This window comes from Spirochaetia bacterium (assembly GCA_022482625.1).
In the GTDB taxonomy this organism is placed as follows: Bacteria; Spirochaetota; Spirochaetia; order Sphaerochaetales; family Sphaerochaetaceae; genus Pleomorphochaeta.
The window spans coordinates 1,795,875-1,813,377 of sequence record JAKVOU010000001.1; the positions used below are offsets into that span (position 1 = coordinate 1,795,875).

General features: G+C 43.9%; 14 protein-coding genes. 7 read left to right on the forward strand and 7 right to left on the reverse strand.

Going from position 1 to position 17,503, the window contains the following annotated elements:
- The first annotated feature begins 57 nt into the window (after nt 1-57).
- The 5 genes from LKE40_08190 to LKE40_08210 all read left to right on the forward strand — a co-directional run bounded on the left by LKE40_08190 (nt 58) and on the right by LKE40_08210 (nt 7,776).
- A complete protein-coding gene (locus LKE40_08190; protein ID MCH3917428.1) occupies nt 58-1,809 on the forward strand; it encodes a sensor histidine kinase in 1,752 nt (583 codons plus the stop codon).
- Nucleotides 1,802-3,373 carry a response regulator gene (locus LKE40_08195; GenBank protein ID MCH3917429.1) on the forward strand — a complete coding sequence of 524 codons (1,572 nt, stop codon included), beginning with the start codon at nt 1,802-1,804 and terminating at the stop codon, nt 3,371-3,373. Before LKE40_08190 ends, LKE40_08195 begins: the two co-directional genes overlap by 8 nt.
- Before the next feature lie 107 nt (nt 3,374-3,480).
- Nucleotides 3,481-4,542, forward strand: a complete 1,062-nt coding sequence (locus LKE40_08200) for a hypothetical protein (GenBank protein MCH3917430.1) — start codon at nt 3,481-3,483, stop codon at nt 4,540-4,542.
- A gap of 34 nt (nt 4,543-4,576) precedes the next feature.
- Nucleotides 4,577-5,671, forward strand: a complete 1,095-nt coding sequence (locus LKE40_08205; protein MCH3917431.1) for a glycoside hydrolase family 3 C-terminal domain-containing protein — start codon at nt 4,577-4,579, stop codon at nt 5,669-5,671.
- Nucleotides 5,668-7,776 (forward strand): glycoside hydrolase family 3 C-terminal domain-containing protein, encoded by a 2,109-nt coding sequence (locus tag LKE40_08210; GenBank protein ID MCH3917432.1) that lies wholly within the window; start codon nt 5,668-5,670, stop codon nt 7,774-7,776. Before LKE40_08205 ends, LKE40_08210 begins: the two co-directional genes overlap by 4 nt.
- A 153-nt stretch (nt 7,777-7,929) precedes the next feature.
- Here LKE40_08210 and LKE40_08215 read toward each other — a convergent pair whose 3' ends face one another.
- The 4 genes from LKE40_08215 to LKE40_08230 form a co-directional block, all read right to left on the reverse strand.
- Entirely contained in the window at nt 7,930-8,220 is a 291-nt protein-coding gene (locus LKE40_08215) for a ferritin (protein ID MCH3917433.1), read from the reverse strand.
- Nucleotides 8,221-8,251: 31 nt separating this feature from the next.
- Nucleotides 8,252-9,286: a 2-hydroxyacid dehydrogenase gene (locus LKE40_08220; protein ID MCH3917434.1), complete on the reverse strand. Its 1,035-nt coding sequence runs from the start codon at nt 9,284-9,286 to the stop codon at nt 8,252-8,254.
- A gap of 232 nt (nt 9,287-9,518) precedes the next feature.
- Nucleotides 9,519-9,971, reverse strand: a complete 453-nt coding sequence (locus tag LKE40_08225; GenBank protein ID MCH3917435.1) for an arsenate reductase ArsC — start codon at nt 9,969-9,971, stop codon at nt 9,519-9,521.
- Nucleotides 9,972-10,016: 45 nt separating this feature from the next.
- Complete coding sequence (locus tag LKE40_08230; protein ID MCH3917436.1) at nt 10,017-10,409, reverse strand: VOC family protein; 393 nt, start codon at nt 10,407-10,409, stop codon at nt 10,017-10,019.
- A gap of 152 nt (nt 10,410-10,561) precedes the next feature.
- Here LKE40_08230 and LKE40_08235 point away from each other — a divergent pair, with 152 nt between their 5' ends.
- On the forward strand, nt 10,562-11,509 hold the full coding sequence (locus tag LKE40_08235) for an NAD(P)-binding domain-containing protein (GenBank protein ID MCH3917437.1): 948 nt from the start codon (nt 10,562-10,564) through the stop codon (nt 11,507-11,509).
- A gap of 95 nt (nt 11,510-11,604) precedes the next feature.
- Here the strand turns inward: LKE40_08235 and LKE40_08240 are convergent, their stop codons facing one another.
- From LKE40_08240 to LKE40_08250, 3 genes are all read right to left on the reverse strand, one after another.
- Nucleotides 11,605-12,786: a sugar ABC transporter permease gene (locus LKE40_08240; protein ID MCH3917438.1), complete on the reverse strand. Its 1,182-nt coding sequence runs from the start codon at nt 12,784-12,786 to the stop codon at nt 11,605-11,607.
- A gap of 1 nt (nt 12,787) precedes the next feature.
- Nucleotides 12,788-14,329 carry a sugar ABC transporter ATP-binding protein gene (locus LKE40_08245; GenBank protein ID MCH3917439.1) on the reverse strand — a complete coding sequence of 514 codons (1,542 nt, stop codon included), beginning with the start codon at nt 14,327-14,329 and terminating at the stop codon, nt 12,788-12,790.
- A 69-nt stretch (nt 14,330-14,398) separates the two neighbouring features.
- On the reverse strand, nt 14,399-15,373 hold the full coding sequence (locus tag LKE40_08250; GenBank protein MCH3917440.1) for a sugar-binding protein: 975 nt from the start codon (nt 15,371-15,373) through the stop codon (nt 14,399-14,401).
- An 835-nt stretch (nt 15,374-16,208) separates the two neighbouring features.
- Here LKE40_08250 and LKE40_08255 point away from each other — a divergent pair.
- Nucleotides 16,209-17,429, forward strand: a complete 1,221-nt coding sequence (locus LKE40_08255; GenBank protein MCH3917441.1) for a dicarboxylate/amino acid:cation symporter — start codon at nt 16,209-16,211, stop codon at nt 17,427-17,429.
- Nucleotides 17,430-17,503 lie beyond the last annotated feature (74 nt).

The following is a 17,503-nucleotide window of genomic DNA, read 5'->3' on the forward strand; positions in this document are numbered from 1 at the left end:
CATCTTCTGACATAGAAACCTGTGGTAAAATGAAAAGGACAAAGGATAAAGACAGGTATGCATGCAATAGGAAAAAACAAAAGGCTCAAGTTCAATCAACGGATATATCTTTTCACGACTTTTACCATCCTTATCTTTTCTGCACTCCTGCTTGCTTCTGCCATTGCAATGCTCCAGGTTCTGGCAAACAGGGCATCAATACATACGGAGCAAAGCAGGATTGACCAGGATGCTGACGGACTTTCCAAAAATTTTGAAGTATACAAAAACCTGGCCTATGCCATCTCCATTTCTGCAGCCACCCAGGATTTCCTCTACTCAACGAAAGGAACGGACCAAGGATACTATGAAAAGCTGGAAGCTGCAAAAGATAACATAAAGAACATATGCATTGCAAACAGCAATATCAATTTCATCACTATCATACCGAAACAAGGAGATGGATATATATTCACAAGTACCCAGTACAGTCTCAAGACCATTGACCCATTGGAGATATACACAAAGGATATAAAGAACAGTCATCCATTCTGCCAAGGAAATTTCAGGATATCCTTTTCCAATGCATATTTTCCCCAGTATGGACCTTACCTGAATGTTTATTTCCCACTCTACTCAACAAAGACAATCAACCAAGTCCTGGGCTATCTGTGTTTTTCGATAAACGACAAGACGCTGACCAACATCAGCAAAGCAGGTTCAGATTCCTTGCTGTTATCACAGCAAGGAGAAACGATCACTTCAGACCCATCGGTATACTATCCTCAGATGAACCAGTTCACCAACCGAAGCGGTTACGTCACTTCAAACGGAAGGTTCTACTTCTACACACAGGTCCCGGACTCGACTCTGATCCTGGTCCATTCGATACCGACAGGTTCGATTACCCGTAAATTGCCACAGATAGCCATGCCGTTGACATTGCTCATCCTCATACTGCTTGCAATCTGCCTGGCATTGCTCAAGCCGGTAATCAAACATGCGTATGCCCCGATGTCAGCACTGCTGAAGGCAATGCAGGAAGTAACCACAAACAGAAACATCTCCCATAGAATTGACTGTGACACCTTCGGTGCCGATTTCTCAAAGATTGCCCAAGGCTTCAATGCTATGATGGAAGAAATCAACTCCTTGATCCTCCAGGTCCAGGAAGAACAGAAGACAAAGGAAAAACTACGCTACTATATGCTACAATCCCAGATAAAACCCCATTTTCTCTACAACACCCTTGAGTGTATCCATTGGCAGGCTCTTGCAGACGGAAACAAGAAGATATCAAAGCTTGTACTTGCATTGGGCTCCTATTATAAAATCAGCTTAAGCAAAGGAGCTGAGATCATAAGTCTCAGAGAGGAACTTGAACTGGTCAGGAATTATCTTGTCATTCAAAACATGCGTTATGGAAACATCATTGAAAATAAAATTGAAATAGATGAAGAATATCTTGCCTTACCTATTCCCAAGATTACCTTGCAGCCTTTGGTAGAAAATGCCATTTATCATGGCATCAGAGCAAAGAGTGGCAACAAAGGATCTGTTGCAATTACAATCTGCAGGCAAGCCCCGTTTTATTGCCTCTATATTACAGACTCTGGTTCAGGAGAAGCAAACAAACCGGCAAAACAGCTCAATGAACTTCTTACAAAAGAAAATCCAAATGCAGGCTATGGCATCTACAACGTCAACAAACGTCTGCAACTTTACTATGGCAAGACCTGCGGATTGCATTTTATCGACAATTCCATGGGTGGCCTGACGGTTGAAATCAAGTTGACATGGCTGAAAACCAAGGGAGAACCGTATGTATAACCTGCTCGTAGTAGATGATGAGATGATGATCAGGGAAGGAATCAAGAAGGCAATCGATTGGGAAAAAATAGGCATCAAGATCATATTGACAGCAGCAAGTGGCCAAGAAGCCCTGCATCTGCTGCAGCAAAATGAAATCAACATCATGATTACCGACATCAACATGAGCGAAATGTCAGGACTTCAGCTCATCGCACAGTGCCGAAGCCAATGGCCTGACCTGCGGATCATCGTCCTGTCAGGGTATGATGATTTTGAATATGCAAGGGAAAGCCTGAGACTGAAAGTACTCGATTTTCTATTGAAACCCATAGATGAGACAACCCTCCAGGAAACAGTAAAAAAACAAGTTGCTTATCTCGATGAACTCAAAGACAAGACAAAGAAGGAAATATATCTGCACAGGACACTTGGAACTGCGGCACAGCTCAACCTTGAACAGATACTGATCAAGCTTCTCCATGGAAATACCATTACTTCCGAAGAACAACAGATGCTCACGGCACATTACTATTTCAACTTCAAGGAATCCCTTCAAGTCGTAGTATTGCTTTCTCCTGCAATAGACAGAAATATCAGCCAGGAGTATCTGCAGGGAAACAAAGTACTGAATATCTGCATAGAACAAGTCGATGTAAAGGAACTTGGACTAGCCCTGATGGAAACCGACCGGAAAATCATTTTGATCTTACAGATTGAACGCCTGGAAAAGCCGATTGAGGCACTGATTGAAAAAATCAAATCAATGCTCAAGCAACAGGCTATTCCTATCCCTCAAGTCTGCATAGGAAGCAAGTCAGAAGGACTGGCAGATCTTCATATATCCTATAATGATGCACTTCTGCCTTTGGATTCAAAAAAGGAAGAGTTAAGAAAAGCTCTGCAAATGAAACGTTCCGCTTTCAGCCAGGGACAGTATGCTGATATTTTCATCAACATAAAACAGATGCTCATTGATGCTACACCCAACGGGGATAAAGTCATGCATGTCTTTGAACTATTTGCACAGTCTCTGTCTCTGTTCAATATCAGTGAAAACAATACGAAACGTTATTGTTTCGAATTGATCAGTGACGCTTTTTTTTCCTATTTCAATAGTACCTCCTGTGCACTACCGAAAGGAAAGCTATCAAAGCTCATGGAGTTGCTCCGTACTACAGGCAAAAATGATACCATTGCTATTTCAAAAGGATATCTGACTTGCCTTTATGCGAAAGAAGAACAGCTTTCGGCACAGTGGGATGAAGCCATAAGGAAAGCAATTGACTATATCCAAATCAATCTGAACAAAGATCTCAGTGTCTCACAGCTTGCAGAAATGCAACATTATACTCCGAATTATTTCTCCAGGCTTTTTAAAAAGGAAACAGGGCAAGGTTGCAACGAATACATCGTCAGCAAAAGAATTGAAAAAGCCAAGGAGTTGCTTCTGAATACCAATTTCCCGACTGGAAAGATAGCAGAATTGGTCGGGTATAGGGATATCAATTATTTCTCGATTGCCTTCAAGAAATACTGTGGTGCTGCTCCTACCAGCTACAGGAAAAGAGCAAGGAAGGGATAAGAGTCCCAAAACAGTTTTTTCAATAAAAAAGATGAAAAAATCAATATCGACCCTCTTCCTTGGGTGCTAGAGTTAGCATTGGACAATCAGGAGAAAAGGAAAATATCATGAGTGAATACATCAAGTTTGACCATACGGACCAATTGACATCAATGCCTTCTGCAAGATTGGCAGAAGTAAGGAAAGCAGTACTCAGGGACCTGCATGAACATCCCGTAAGACACATAGGGACAGAATGGGGTGTCCTTGCAGATATACCACAGGAAAAAACGGAAGCGGCAATCACGGATATCATCGGGAAGATGAGCTTGGAAGACAAAGTAAACCAAATGTCGGCTGATTACGATCCGGCTACGGCGACTTTCATCTATGACCGTTATAACTTCGGACCTTACTATGCAGGAGAAGACCTCAAGAATGATATTCCAGCCATAAAGTTCACTGATGGACCGACGGGAGTCGTAATGGGATATCACGCAACCGCCTTTCCAGTTTCAATTGCAAGGGCAGCTACATTTGACCCGGAGTTGGAAACAAAAGTCGGCAATATCATCGGAATCGAGGCAAAAGCAGGAGGAGCAAATCTGTTTGCAGGTGTCTGTATCAATCTGTTACGTCATCCAGGTTGGGGCCGAGCCCAGGAAAGCTATGGGGAAGATCCTTTCCTGCAAGGTACGATGGGAGCAGCTTTGGTAGATGGGGTCCAGCGCCATGTCATGGCCTGTATAAAGCATTTTGCAGCAAACAGCATCGAGAATTCCCGTTTCAGGGTCAGTGTCGAAATGAGTGAAAGGGTTCTCAGGGAAATGTATCTCCCGCATTTCAGGAAATGTATCGAAGCCGGTGCTGCAAGTGTCATGAGCGCATACAACAAGGTACGGGGACAATGGTGCGGCCACAACCGTTACCTGCTCAGACAGATTCTGAAAACAGAATGGGGTTTCAAGGGATTCGTAATGTCAGATTTCGTCTACGGCATCAGAGGGACAGTAGAACCGGCCAAAGCAGGTCTCGATATCGAAATGAACACCACTCAATTCTATGGCAAGCGGCTTGTCGATGCAGTAAGGGATGGACTAGTAGAAGAAGATAAAATTGATGAAGCAGTACGAAGGATACTCAGAGAGAAAATTCGGTTCGCCGATGTAGAAAAAGGGAAAAACCTATGACAAGGCCCTTATCGGAAGCAAGGAACATGCAAAGTTGGCTCTTGAAGTAGCAAGGAAATCGACAGTTCTTCTCAAGAATGAAGACATCCTTCCGCTTGACCGTTCCAAGACCAAGAAAATCCTGGTTGCTGGTGATCAGGCCCTGTTAGGTTGCGTGGGAGACAGCAAAGGCAGTTCAGCAGTATTCCCCAGCTATGTCGTCACTGCCCTGGATGGTATAAGAAAAGCAGCAGGATCTGATATCACTGTGGAATTTGCCAGAGGGATCGTTGCAGATGAAGTAAGGCAAAAAGGTAAGGACTGCGATGCAGTCGTCGTATTCGTCGGGTTGACCTATCTGGACGAAGGAGAATATTTTTCGCCTTCCTCGGATGCTCCCGTCGGAGGGGATCGGCTTGACCTGTCTCTGCATCCTTCTGATATTGCCTTGATCGAAGCTGCAGCAGAAGGCAATGCACATACCGTCGTCGTACTCCAGGGAGGCAGCGCCATCCAAGTAGAACCTTGGTGCCATGAAGTCAAGGCAATCCTGATGCAATGGTATGCAGGCATGGAAGGAGGAACAGCATTGGGAGAAATTCTCTTCGGAGATGTCAACCCAAGCGGCAAGCTGCCAGTCACCATCCCCGCCTCTTCCCAGCAACTTCCTTATTTTGGCCTCCACCTGGATTCCATTGTATACGGTTACTACCACGGTTACTTTGCCGCTGACCGCTATAGGCAGCAGGTTTCGTATCCTTTCGGTTTCGGACTCAGCTATACGACTTTTGCTTATGCAGGTCTTGAAGTCTCACAGCAGACAGACGGGATACTTAAGCTCAGCGTAGATGTAACCAACACAGGAAAGAAAAAAGGCACTGAAGTCGTCCAGGCCTACATCGGCTACATACACCCGGCTGTTGAACGGCACGTAAAGGACCTGAGAGGTTTTTCTCGAATTACCCTTGAACCTGGTACGACAAGACACGTAGTCATACCTATCAAGACATCCGAACTGGCTTACTATGATGATAAGGAAAGAAAATGGAAGCTCGATCCTATTACTTACATTGCCTATGTAGGAGGATCATCAGATACGAAATCTCTGATAAGCAAGATATTTACCTTACACGAAAGGAGAAACTCATGAGAAACAGACAATGGGCAGAAACCAAAGCCAAAGCTTTGGTAGCAAAGATGACAATAGAGGAAAAAGCTTCGCAACTACGCTATGATGCCCCGCAGATCGAAAGGCTAGGTATCCCTGCATACAACTGGTGGAACGAAGGTCTGCACGGTGTCGCCCGGGCAGGCGTAGCGACAGTGTTCCCACAGGCCATCGCTTTGGCTGCCATGTTTGATGATGCCATGATGGAAAAGATCGGAGACGTCATCGCAACGGAAGCCAGGGCAAAATACAATCAGGCTATTGCGCAAAATGACAGGGATATCTACAAAGGACTGACTTTCTGGTCTCCGAACATCAACATATTCAGGGATCCCCGTTGGGGAAGAGGACATGAAACCTACGGTGAAGATCCATACTTGGCTTCCCGGCTCGGCTGTGCCTTTGTAAATGGACTCCAAGGTAGCGGAAAATATCTGAAAGTTGCAGCCTGTGCCAAGCATTTCGCAGTGCACAGCGGCCCTGAACATCTGCGCCATCAGTTCAATGCAATTGCATCAAAAAAAGATCTGGCAGAAACTTATCTCCCAGCTTTTGAAGCTTTAGTCAAGGATGCTGAAGTAGAAGCAGTAATGGGCGCCTATAACAGAACAAATGGAGAACCCTGCTGTGCAAACGGTCCCCTGATGAAAACACTTCGCAAGGAATGGGGATTCAAAGGCCATTTTGTCTCAGACTGCTGGGCAATCAGGGACTTTCATGAACACCACAAGGTCACTTCCACACCAGAGGAATCCGTTGCCTTGGCTTTAAAAAGCGGATGTGATGTCAATTGTGGCTGTACCTACCAATATGTACTGTCTGCTTTGCAAAAGGGTTTGATTACTGAAGCTGATATTGATAGGGCTGCTACCCGTCTATTTACTACCCGCTATCTGCTTGGTATGTTTGAAAAAAACGAATTTGATGATATAAGCTCTGATGTAATAGAAAGCAAGCCTCATATTGACCTTGCCTTGGATGCTGCCAGGAAAAGCTGCGTACTGCTGAAAAACGATGGTACACTTCCATTGGAAAAAGACAAACTGCATACCATCGGTGTCATCGGTCCGAATGCAAATAACAGAGTGGCTTTGATCGGCAACTATCATGGGACTTCCAGCCGTTACATTACCCCGTTGGAAGGCATACAGGATGAAGTGGACGATAGCATCAGGGTCCTGTACAGCCTCGGTTGTCCGCTCTTCAAGAAAAAGGATGAAGGTTTGGCAAAAGACGGAGACAGGATGAGTGAAGCGATCAGCGTAGCCATGCGAAGCGATGTGGTCATCCTCTGTCTCGGCCTTGACGAAACATTGGAAGGCGAAGAATTTGATGCAAGCAACGAAGTCGGTTCAGGAGACAAGCAGGACCTGAAATTGCCTGGACTTCAGGAAGAACTGATGAAACGTATTATCGAGACAGGCAAACCGGTCGTCGTACTTCTACAAGCAGGAAGTTCACTTGACCTGTCTTATGCAAAAGCACACGCCGCGGCAATCCTACTGGCATGGTACCCAGGTGCACGGGGAGGAAAAGCAATTGCAGAAATCCTGTTCGGCAAGGTTTCTCCCAGTGGAAAGTTACCCATAACTTTCTATAAGGACAGTGCAAAGCTCAGAGCTTTTACGGATTATGCAATGGAAGACAGGACCTATCGGTATGTCAATGCGGACAATGTACTCTATCCTTTCGGCTATGGACTGACCTATGGCAGGGCAGAAGTCATACAGGCTCATCTCCTAGCTGAACCTACACAAAACAGCGATATTGAGATGGAAGTAATGATACGGAATGCCTCAGCCATAGCTACAGAAGAAGTACTTGAAGCCTATATACAGGCCATAGATTCACCTTATGCCGTAGCAAATCAAAGTCTTTGCCAATTCAAAAGAATTTCATTGGAAGGAAAAGAAAACAGAAATATACGATTTTCAATTCCAAACAAAGCAATGCAGACAGTTGATGAAAATGGGAAAGCCTTGGTCCGAGGGCATAGGTTTATTCTGACCGTTGGATTCAGTCAGAATGACAAAGTAAGCCGAACATTGATGAAATATCCACCGAAATCAATCAATTTTACAATCTGAACTTCTGCTTTACGAAAGATATTTCTTATTCATCAAACTAATTCCTTAATTTACCTTCTCTTTGTGGAACTGAAACAGATTTTATTGAACTCAAATCATAAATCCCTGGAATTCCACAAAGAGAGAGTATTGTGCTCCATTTAGAAGTTTGATTTACTTCCCTTCCATTTCAATTTTCAGCAAGGAACCTTCCGTGAACAAATATTCATGCAGTTCCTTGTCAAAGGCAGGAAGTTTCCTTCGAAGCCATTCGATGAGCATGGCAGCATGTTCAAGTTCCTCATCACGGTTATGGGCAACCAGTGCCTTCAGCTCGTTGTCCTCTGTCGTCGCAACTCTCTGATGGTAGTAGTCTACGGCCTCAATCTCCTCGATCAAGCTTTTCAGCCCTCGGATAATATCCCTATCTTTCTGTGATAGTTCCGTTGCTGGTTCAAGATACATATATTTCCTCCTTTTGATTTACTATATAAGTTCAGAAACATCGCCCGTTTTTCTGATGATTACATACACCACCTTTCTGCTTGCACTGGTAACAGATTTCATTGGCAAGCGGTTTGCCTGCAAAGAAATCATCAATATTCTGCAAGGTCGTCTGGGCAATATTGGAAAGAGCCTCTTTCGTCAGGAATGCCTGGTGCGAGGTAAGCAATACGTTGTTGAAGGAAAGCAATCTGGCAAGGATATCATCCGTAATGACATCATTTGAGAAATCCTCAAAGAAGTAATTTGCTTCTTCTTCATACACGTCCAGACCTGCCATACCTATCTTCCGGGTTTTCAAAGCATCAATCAAAGCCTTGGTATCAATCAGCCCACCTCGGGAAGTATTGATCAGGGCAACTCCATCTTTCATCTTCGCAATAGCCTGTGCATCAATGAGATGATGGGTTTCGGAAGTAAGCGGACAGTGCAAGGAAATGACATCTGACTTGGAAAGCAATTCATCAAGTCCGACATAGGTAATGTAGTCGATATCCTTCGGATAGTTATCATAGGCCAGTATATCCATGCCGAATCCATGGGCTATTTCAGCCAATATACAGCCAATTTTTCCAGTTCCTATGATACCGATGGTCTTGCCATGGAGATCAAAACCTGTAAGTCCCGCAAGATTGAAATTATTTTCTCTCGTGCGGTTGTAAGCCTTGTGAGTCTTTCTGTTCAAGGTCAAAAGCAATGCAAAAGCATGCTCGGCAACAGCATATGGAGAGTAAGCCGGTACCCTTACCACATGTATCTTTCCATAGGCAGCCTTGAAATCAATATTATTGAATCCTGCACACCTCATGGCAACAAGGCCAACCTGCTCATCTGCCAATGTATCGACTACGGCCTTGCTGAGCGTATCATTGACAAAAGCACAGACAACATCATATCCCTTTGCCATACTTGCCGTATCAGCATCGAGCTTGTACGGGAAGTATTTGATATGCATCTTTTTTGAATCCAACAAGGTATCAAAAGAATCCCGGTCATAGGGTTTTGTATCAAAAAAAGCAATCTTGATCATGGGCTATCTCCTTATTCCCTGTCATTATCAATGATACACAAGTTCTGACTTGACGTATACATACTAACCGATATTTCTGCCTATTTACAGCACAAATCATAACCACAAAAAAAGTATCACAAAATATCCTCATATAACATATGAAATAAATACAAAACTTCGTTTTTTTTCGAGTGCAGAAAAAACAAAAATACATTTTTTCTACAGAATCTATCCCTGAAAACCTGAATCAGAACTTAGCTAAGGCAAGTGTACTGTCATTCCTGTACAGTTCGAGAAAAGAAAGTATCTTTTTCTTGATTTCATCTCTCACAACAACCGTTGCCGACAGAATTTCATCAGTACTGCCAGTCAACCCTGCAGGATCAGGGAAAGGCCAATGAAAAACCTTTTCCTGGCAAGGAAATACCGGACACTGTACTGCGGCATCTTTGCTACATACGGCAATAACATAAGTAAAAGAATGACCTCGCTCCCAAAGTGACTGTACGCTCTTAGGCTGGGCTTTGCTGATATCTATGCCATCCAGTGCCATGGCCTTCACTGCATATGGATTCAGTATACCGGGTTTTAATCCCGCGCTCTCTACCTCATCAAATACATCTGAACCATATTTTCTGAAATACGCCGCAGCCATCTGGCTTCTGGCTGTATTACCGACACAAATAACGAGTAGATTCATCGTCTTGCTCCTTGATATTATTCCAAATCATCATATAAGGAAGTGTTATCCAACATTGAAAGATCCTATCTCAATGAGATTTCCTTCCGGATCAGCAATATAACAGGTATGTTGTCCCCAAGGTTCAGTTGTCGGTTTCAGTATAGGTTCGGCACCTTTCTTGACAACCGTCTCATATATCCGATCTACATCTGAATATGTTTCAGCAGCCAATGCAATCTCAAAATGACCATTGATACCTTCAGCATAGCCATATGTACGTGATGTCATCTGCTCAAAATTTTTCCGTCCATAAAACATCAACAGCACGCCATCTTTTCTGACTCCGGCATCAGGCTGTAGGCCATCCCACTCCACGTCAAATCCAAGTACATCACGATAAAAACAGACCATGGCCTTCATATCTTTCACAAAAAGCCCCAATCCCTCAAATTTCATGGCATACCTCCGTCAGTAATAGCATAAATCCTTACACTAAAGCAACTATAAGGTAACATCCAAATGGAAAATGGTTGAATAGATCAGGCAACACTTTCCCAACTTGGAGCTTTTCTTTTATTATGCTACACTTTCCTTGAGGAAGACAAGCCATGAAAATTTCAGTACTTGAACCACTAGGTATACCAGAAAAGATGCTGGTTAAGAAAATTCGGCAAGCGACAGGGAGTACCCCACAGCTAGTCTGTTATGATGACCGCAAAGAAGATGAAGCTTCCTTGATCGCCCGAAGCAAAGATGCAGATATCGTCGTACTCTCAAACATCAGATACAGCGAATCAGTTTTGGAGCACTGCCCTTATCTTAAACTGATATGTGTAGCTTTTACCGGTGTCGACCATATCGACCTTGATTATTGCAAGGCAAGAGGTATAACAGTATGTAATTGTGCCGGTTACTCCACCGTAGCTGTTGCAGATCTTGTATTTGCCCTTGTCCTTGACCTTGCAAGGAATATCCTTGACTGCGACAAAGCCTGCAGAACAAGCGGAACAAAAAATGGTCTTGTAGGATTTGAACTCGAAGGCAAAAAATTCGGCATCATAGGATTGGGAGCAATCGGAACAAGAGTTGCTGAAATTGCCAATGCATTCGGATGTGAGGTCTATACATATACAAGGACCAAAAAGGAAGTGGCAAATGTCACTTTCTGCAATCTGGATACCCTGCTCAACACGTGTGACATCATTTCAATCCATGTACCACAGAATTCTGATACCATCGGAATGATTGGAAAAAGGGAACTTTCCCTAATGAAGAGTTCAGCCTTGCTTATCAATACAGCACGAGGTCCTATCGTAGATATGGAAGCTCTCTCTGAAGCATTGACCGATGGTACCATTGCAGGAGCCGGCATAGACGTCTTTGCTATGGAACCACCCATACCAGAAGATTATCCGCTGCTGCATGCACCTCATGCAATCGTCACTCCGCATATTGCCTTTGCAACCACGCAAGCTTTTGAAAAACGTGCCGATATCATTGCTGAAAATCTAAGGCAATGGTTGCATGGTACACCAGTCAATGTCATTGTCCGGTGACTAGCAAAAGGCAACAACCCATCTAGGGGTTGCTGCCTAAGACTTCCCATGCAATTACCTGCAAGAGAATATACCTGTTACTGACAGCCAATCACTTACTTGCTTGCACGTTTTTTTGAAAGTACATCAAAAACGACAGCAAGCAGGAGTACCAGTCCTTTTACTGCTTTCTGCCAGTTGGCATCGACTCCCATGATTGACATACCATTGTTCAGAATACCTATGAACAAAGCTCCGATTACTGTACCAAGTACAGTTCCACTGCCACCGAACACACCGGCACCACCGACGAAACAAGCAGCAATGGCATCCATTTCATAACCGGTACCTGCCGAAGGAGATGCACTGTTGAAACGTGCACAGCAGATCAAAGCAGCGATAGCAGAAAGAAAACCCATATTTACATAGGCAAAGAAAAGGATCTTGTTAGTATCGATACCAGAGAGTTCCGTTGCCTTTGCATTTCCTCCCATAGCGTAGAAATGACGTCCAGGGACTGTCTTTGCAGTAAAGTAGCTGTAAATCGAAATGATCACAAGCAACCAGATAAGTATGACAGGAAGGCCCTTATAACGTCCAAGCAAAGAAGCAAACCAAAGAATCAGAGCACAGACCACGATAAGCCGAATCAATTGTGGAAGGCCTGCCTCATATTCATATCCTTTTCGCTTCTTGTTGTTCGTAGAATGAATCTTACTGAAAACATAGACCGCACATGCTATGATGCCAAGCAACATTGAAAACAGGAATACGCTGTCCGCACTTGTTCCCTGAGGGAAATAACTGGCAAAGACATTCATGTAATTGTCAGGGAACGGGCTGATGGTCAAGCCGTTGAGAATAATATTGGCAATACCTCGGAACAGGAGCATGCCAGAAAGTGTAACAATAAAAGATGATATACGTATATAGGCAATCCAGAATGCTTGCCAAGCACCTAAGGCTATACCAAACAACAGACAGAGTATGATTGCAGCTCCCGTATTCATATGAGCATCAACGATAAGCTTACCTGCTATGGCGCCGATCAGGCAAACCAAGGAACCTACAGACAGGTCAATGTTGCCTCCGCTTATGATACAGAGCAACATACCGGTAGCCAAGACAAGTACATATGCATTCTGGCTTATGATATTGGTCACATTTGCAGGTTTCAGCAATGAACCTCGCCCTGATGTGACTATGAGAATTTGGAAAAATATGATGACTGCGACCAAAGCAAGCAACATTGTGTTATCCTTCAGCCGGTCCTTGATGTTTATTTTTCTTTCTGCCATTTTATTTCGACTCCTTTTTTTCACTCTGCAGAATCATAGCCATTATCTTTTCCTGAGAGGCTTCTTCATGGGACAGCTCCCCTACGATACGGCCTTCATTCATTACATAGATCCTATCTGCCATACCTAACAGTTCAGGCATTTCAGAAGAAATCATGATTACAGCCTTACCCTCAGCAACCATCCGGTTCATCAGACAATAGATTTCATACTTGGCACCGACATCAATACCTCTGGTCGGTTCATCCAGGAACAGAATGTTCGGTTCTGCAAAAAGCCATTTCCCGACAAGGACCTTCTGCTGGTTTCCACCGGAAAGATTGCCTACCAGCTGCTCCTCGCTGGCACATCTGGTACCCATTTCCTGAATCATATCCTTGGCAGCCTGGTCTTCCAGGTCAACATCAATAGTCACGTTTCCACTGCACACTTTTTTTAACCGAGAAAGTGTTGTATTCTTCTTTATCGACATTGAAAGAATCAGTCCGTTCTGCTTACGATCCTCGGTAACATAGGCCAACTGGTGGTCAATGGCTTCCTTCGGCGTATGCAAAAGGACCTTCTTTCCATCAATGAAAAGTTCTCCAGAAATGTTTCTGCCGTAGCTTCTGCCAAAAATACTCATGGCAAGTTCCGTACGGCCAGCTCCCATCAGTCCGCTGATTCCGACAATTTCTCCTGCATTGACACGAAAAGAAATATCATTGCAGACTTTTTTCCCCTCGTATTCAGGGTGGTAAACGGTCCAATCCTTGACCTCAAGACGGGTCTTTCCAATTACAGGTACGCGTTTGGGAAAACGGTTGGTAAGTTCTCGTCCGACCATCGCTTTGATAATCTGTCCCTCATCAAAGCCCTCTTCCTTGGTCAATGTCGTAATTACAGCGCCATCCCTAAGGATGGTAACTTCATCCGCACAATAGGCAATTTCATTGATTTTGTGAGAAATAAGAATCGATGTCATGCCCTTCTGCTTGAAAGAAACCAACAAGTCAAGCAAATGATTGGAATCCTCTTCATTCAAAGAAGATGTAGGTTCATCCAGGATCAGGACCTTGACATTCTTTGCCAACGCCTTGGCAATCTCAACCATCTGTTGCTTACCGACGCTGATATCCTTTACAAGCGTGTGAGAAGATTCATGAAGACCGACCAAACGCAGGTACTCATCCGCCTTTCCATAGGTTTCGTCCCAGTCAATATTTCCCTTTGATCCCCTTTCATTCCCAAGGAACATATTTTCCCCGATACTGAGGAGAGGAACCATAGCTAATTCCTGATGTATGATGACAATGCCTTTTGCTTCGCTTTCCTTTATGGTATGGAACCTGCATTCCTTACTGTCAAAAAAAATCTGCCCTTTGAAAGTTCCCACCGGATATAATCCGCTGAGCACATTCATCAAGGTAGATTTCCCTGCCCCATTCTCTCCGCAAATGGCATGTATCTCGCCCTCCGTTACCTGCAGGTTTACATCATCAAGTGCTATGACACCAGGAAATTCTTTAGTAATATGCCTCATTTCCAGCAATATTTTTCCCATACACTACCCCTATAATGTTCAGGCAGGTATATACCTGCCTGAACAGTCTTTCCGCATTACCTGCAAGTTTTACAGACCAAGTTGCTCCTTGGTATAATAACCGGAGTCAACAAGCAATTGCTGATAATTGTCTATGGATGCATAAACAGGAGTGCACAGATATGTCGGAATGATACCAGAACCGTTATCATAGCTCTTGGTATCATTGATTTCAGGCTGTCCGCCCTTCATGAGGGCATCGACCATTGTCACGACCTTGCTGGCAAGTGTCCTTGTATCCTTGAACACACTCATGGACTGTTCGCCCTTGATCATGTTCTTGACAGAAGTCACATCGCAGTCCTGACCGGTAAGGAACGGGAAGTTATCCTTTGTATATCCGGCATCGACCAAAGCATTGGATATACCCTGGGCAACACTGTCATTTGAAGAAAGGACAGCATCAAGCTTCTGGGCATTCGGACCATACCCACAGCTGGTAATCAGATTTTCCATTCTCTGCTGTGCTGATTCAGTGCTCCAGTTCGGAGTTGAACATTGTTCTTTACCTGTCTGTCCGGACAAGCAGACAATCTTTCCACTGTCAAGATATGGCTTCAGGATAGACATAGCACCGCCCCAGAAGTAGACACAGTTGTTGTCATCAGGAGCACCGGTGAAGAATTCCATATAGGCAGGAGTCGTACGGTTGTCAAGGTCAAGCTTGTCTTTCAGGAACTGTCCCTGGATGACTCCGACACCGTAATTATCGAACGTTGCATAATATGAAACAGCATCACTGTTCATGATCAGCCTATCATAGGCAATGACAGGAATATTCTTTTCCTTGGCGCCCTTGAGTACTTCTGTCAAGGCAGATCCATCAATTGATGCAATGACAAGAGCAGCATCATTGTTCATGATCATATTCTCAACCTGATTGACCTGTGTCGGAATATCATTGTCACCAGCATACTGAAGGTCAACTGCATAGCCAGCCGCTTCAAGTTCTTTCTTCATGTTGGCTCCATCCTGATTCCACCTTTGCAAGCTTTTGGTCGGCATAGAAACACCGATACGCTTCTTTGCAGCACCGGAAGCAGCCTGTTCAGTTCCCCCCTGGGCAAACAGAAGAGTCCCTGCAGCAATGCCAAACAAAGCAACCATTAGGATTTTTTTCATCATTATCCTCCTTTTGGATATATAGGTATCTACTGCACCACAGCTCCTAACATGCCATGATGCGTATACGCAAAAAATATATGTGTCCGAGCACGAAAATTATCATAAACATCAGCTTCAATCGGTCTCCCCCCAAAACCAATCCTTTTTAGGACATCAGTTCCTAAACATAAAATTCAAGGGAAAATTAAACTTGCCGACCCTATGAAACATTATATACTACAGACAGATTCCGAACATCGGAAGGGCACCCCGCCTCCCGATATGCTTTTCCAACTCACCGATGCAATAGAAGCCATTTCTTTGCAACTGCATCGGAAAACTGCCCTCCCTTCGCCCCGAAATCACATGAACCGAATATGGATACATTCCATATAATGTAAGTTTCTCTCAGAATTTTGTTCCCGTACATTCAAAATTTTATGATATTTCTTAATATTTTTTCGATTTTGCCTTTCTGCACTCCTCTAGACTATGGATAGATGTAAAAAACATCACGGAAAATTATTCTTTACCAAACACAGGAACAGCAAGCAACATTCCCTGATACCATGCTATCGAAAAACCCACATAGATCTGCAAGCAATAAGATTTTCCTTTATATAAAGGGAAAAATGACTTATACTTTTCACATCATAAGGAGGTCATTTTGCACATAAAAAACAAAGTGTTAAAATGGTATTTTACTACTAACTTATTGTATCGGATTCTTGCCGGAATGATTATAGGTGCCATATTGGGACTTATCTTCGGACAGCACATTCTTTGGATAGCTCCCTTTGGTTCCCTATTTGTCAGACTGCTGAAGATGATCGTCATGCCGATCATCATCTCAACTCTGATTTGTGGTGCAGCATCAATCAGCCCAGCTACCTTAGGCAAAGTCGGTATCCGCATTGTTCTGATTTATCTGCTTACTTCCGCTTTTGCAGTATTCATCGGCCTTCTCTCCGGTGTCATATTCCATCCCAGCGCAGACTTGAATGGTTTTGCATTGGCTTCCGTAGCAGGCAAGCAGGCAGCTTCTGTTTCTCTTTCCGATACTTTGCTTGGCATCGTCCCGACGAATGTCTTCTCATCCATCGTACAGTCTCAGGTATTGCCTGTCATATTCTTTTCAATTCTCTTCGGGCTAGGGATTTCCTATCTCACTACAAGCAAAGATGAAAAGATCAAGAAATCCGGTGATACAATGCTCAGTTTCTTCAACGGAGTTTCTCAAGTCATGACAAACATGGTAGGAGGCATCATGCAATACGCTCCTATAGGTGTGCTTGCCCTGATTGCCGAAGTATTCGCAAAACAAGGTGCAAAGATCGTCGGTTCCCTTGGTATGGTCACCGTTGCATGCTTCAGCGGCTATCTGCTTCAGATCCTGTTGGTCTATGTAGGAATGATCACGCTCTTTGGTCTCAATCCACGCAAATTCTGGCATGAAGCAAAGAACCCGTTTGTAACAGGATTAGGTACCCGTTCTTCCTATGGCACACTTCCCGTAACCATGCAAGCAGCAGAAAACTTAGGCGTTTCAAAAGATATCTATAGTTTTTCTCTTCCTCTTGGAGCTACGATCAACATGGATGGTACTGCAATCTATCAAGGAGTCTGTGCCACTTTCATTTGTCTGACGGCAACAGGAGCTCCTCTTACACCAACCCAGATGGGTATCGTCATCCTGACAGCTACCCTCATGTCCATCGGGACAGCAGGAGTTCCCGGTGCAGGAGCACTGATGCTTCTGATGGTTCTTGATTCAATCGGATTGAAAGTTGAAGCAGGTACGGCAGTTGCCGCTGCTTATGCAATGATTCTCGGGATTGATGCCATATTGGATATGGGACGTACAGCATTGAATGTCACAGGAGATCTGGCTTCCACTTCATGCGTAGCAAAATCTCTGGGACAAATTGACGAAAAGAAATTCAATAAAATCAAATAATTTGTCAACCTAAAGGCAACAGGTTCTTTTTCATCTTGGAAAGGAGCCTGTTTTTTTTCCCTTCAAGCCGTTTC

Bases quoted from the DNA above. Each gene is read 5' to 3' on its own strand.
- LKE40_08230 (MCH3917436.1), bottom strand. From the start codon at position 10,409: ATGAAATTTGAGGGATTGGGGCTTTTTGTGAAAGATATGAAGGCCATG.
- LKE40_08190 (MCH3917428.1), top strand. From the start codon at position 58: ATGCATGCAATAGGAAAAAACAAAAGGCTCAAGTTCAATCAACGGATA.
- LKE40_08245 (MCH3917439.1), bottom strand. From the start codon at position 14,329: ATGGGAAAAATATTGCTGGAAATGAGGCATATTACTAAAGAATTTCCT.
- LKE40_08210 (MCH3917432.1), top strand. From the start codon at position 5,668: ATGAGAAACAGACAATGGGCAGAAACCAAAGCCAAAGCTTTGGTAGCA.
- LKE40_08235 (MCH3917437.1), top strand. From the start codon at position 10,562: ATGAAAATTTCAGTACTTGAACCACTAGGTATACCAGAAAAGATGCTG.
- LKE40_08240 (MCH3917438.1), bottom strand. From the start codon at position 12,786: ATGGCAGAAAGAAAAATAAACATCAAGGACCGGCTGAAGGATAACACA.
- LKE40_08215 (MCH3917433.1), bottom strand. From the start codon at position 8,220: ATGTATCTTGAACCAGCAACGGAACTATCACAGAAAGATAGGGATATT.
- LKE40_08255 (MCH3917441.1), top strand. From the start codon at position 16,209: ATGATTATAGGTGCCATATTGGGACTTATCTTCGGACAGCACATTCTT.
- LKE40_08195 (MCH3917429.1), top strand. From the start codon at position 1,802: ATGTATAACCTGCTCGTAGTAGATGATGAGATGATGATCAGGGAAGGA.
- LKE40_08250 (MCH3917440.1), bottom strand. From the start codon at position 15,373: ATGCCGACCAAAAGCTTGCAAAGGTGGAATCAGGATGGAGCCAACATG.
- LKE40_08200 (MCH3917430.1), top strand. From the start codon at position 3,481: ATGAGTGAATACATCAAGTTTGACCATACGGACCAATTGACATCAATG.
- LKE40_08225 (MCH3917435.1), bottom strand. From the start codon at position 9,971: ATGAATCTACTCGTTATTTGTGTCGGTAATACAGCCAGAAGCCAGATG.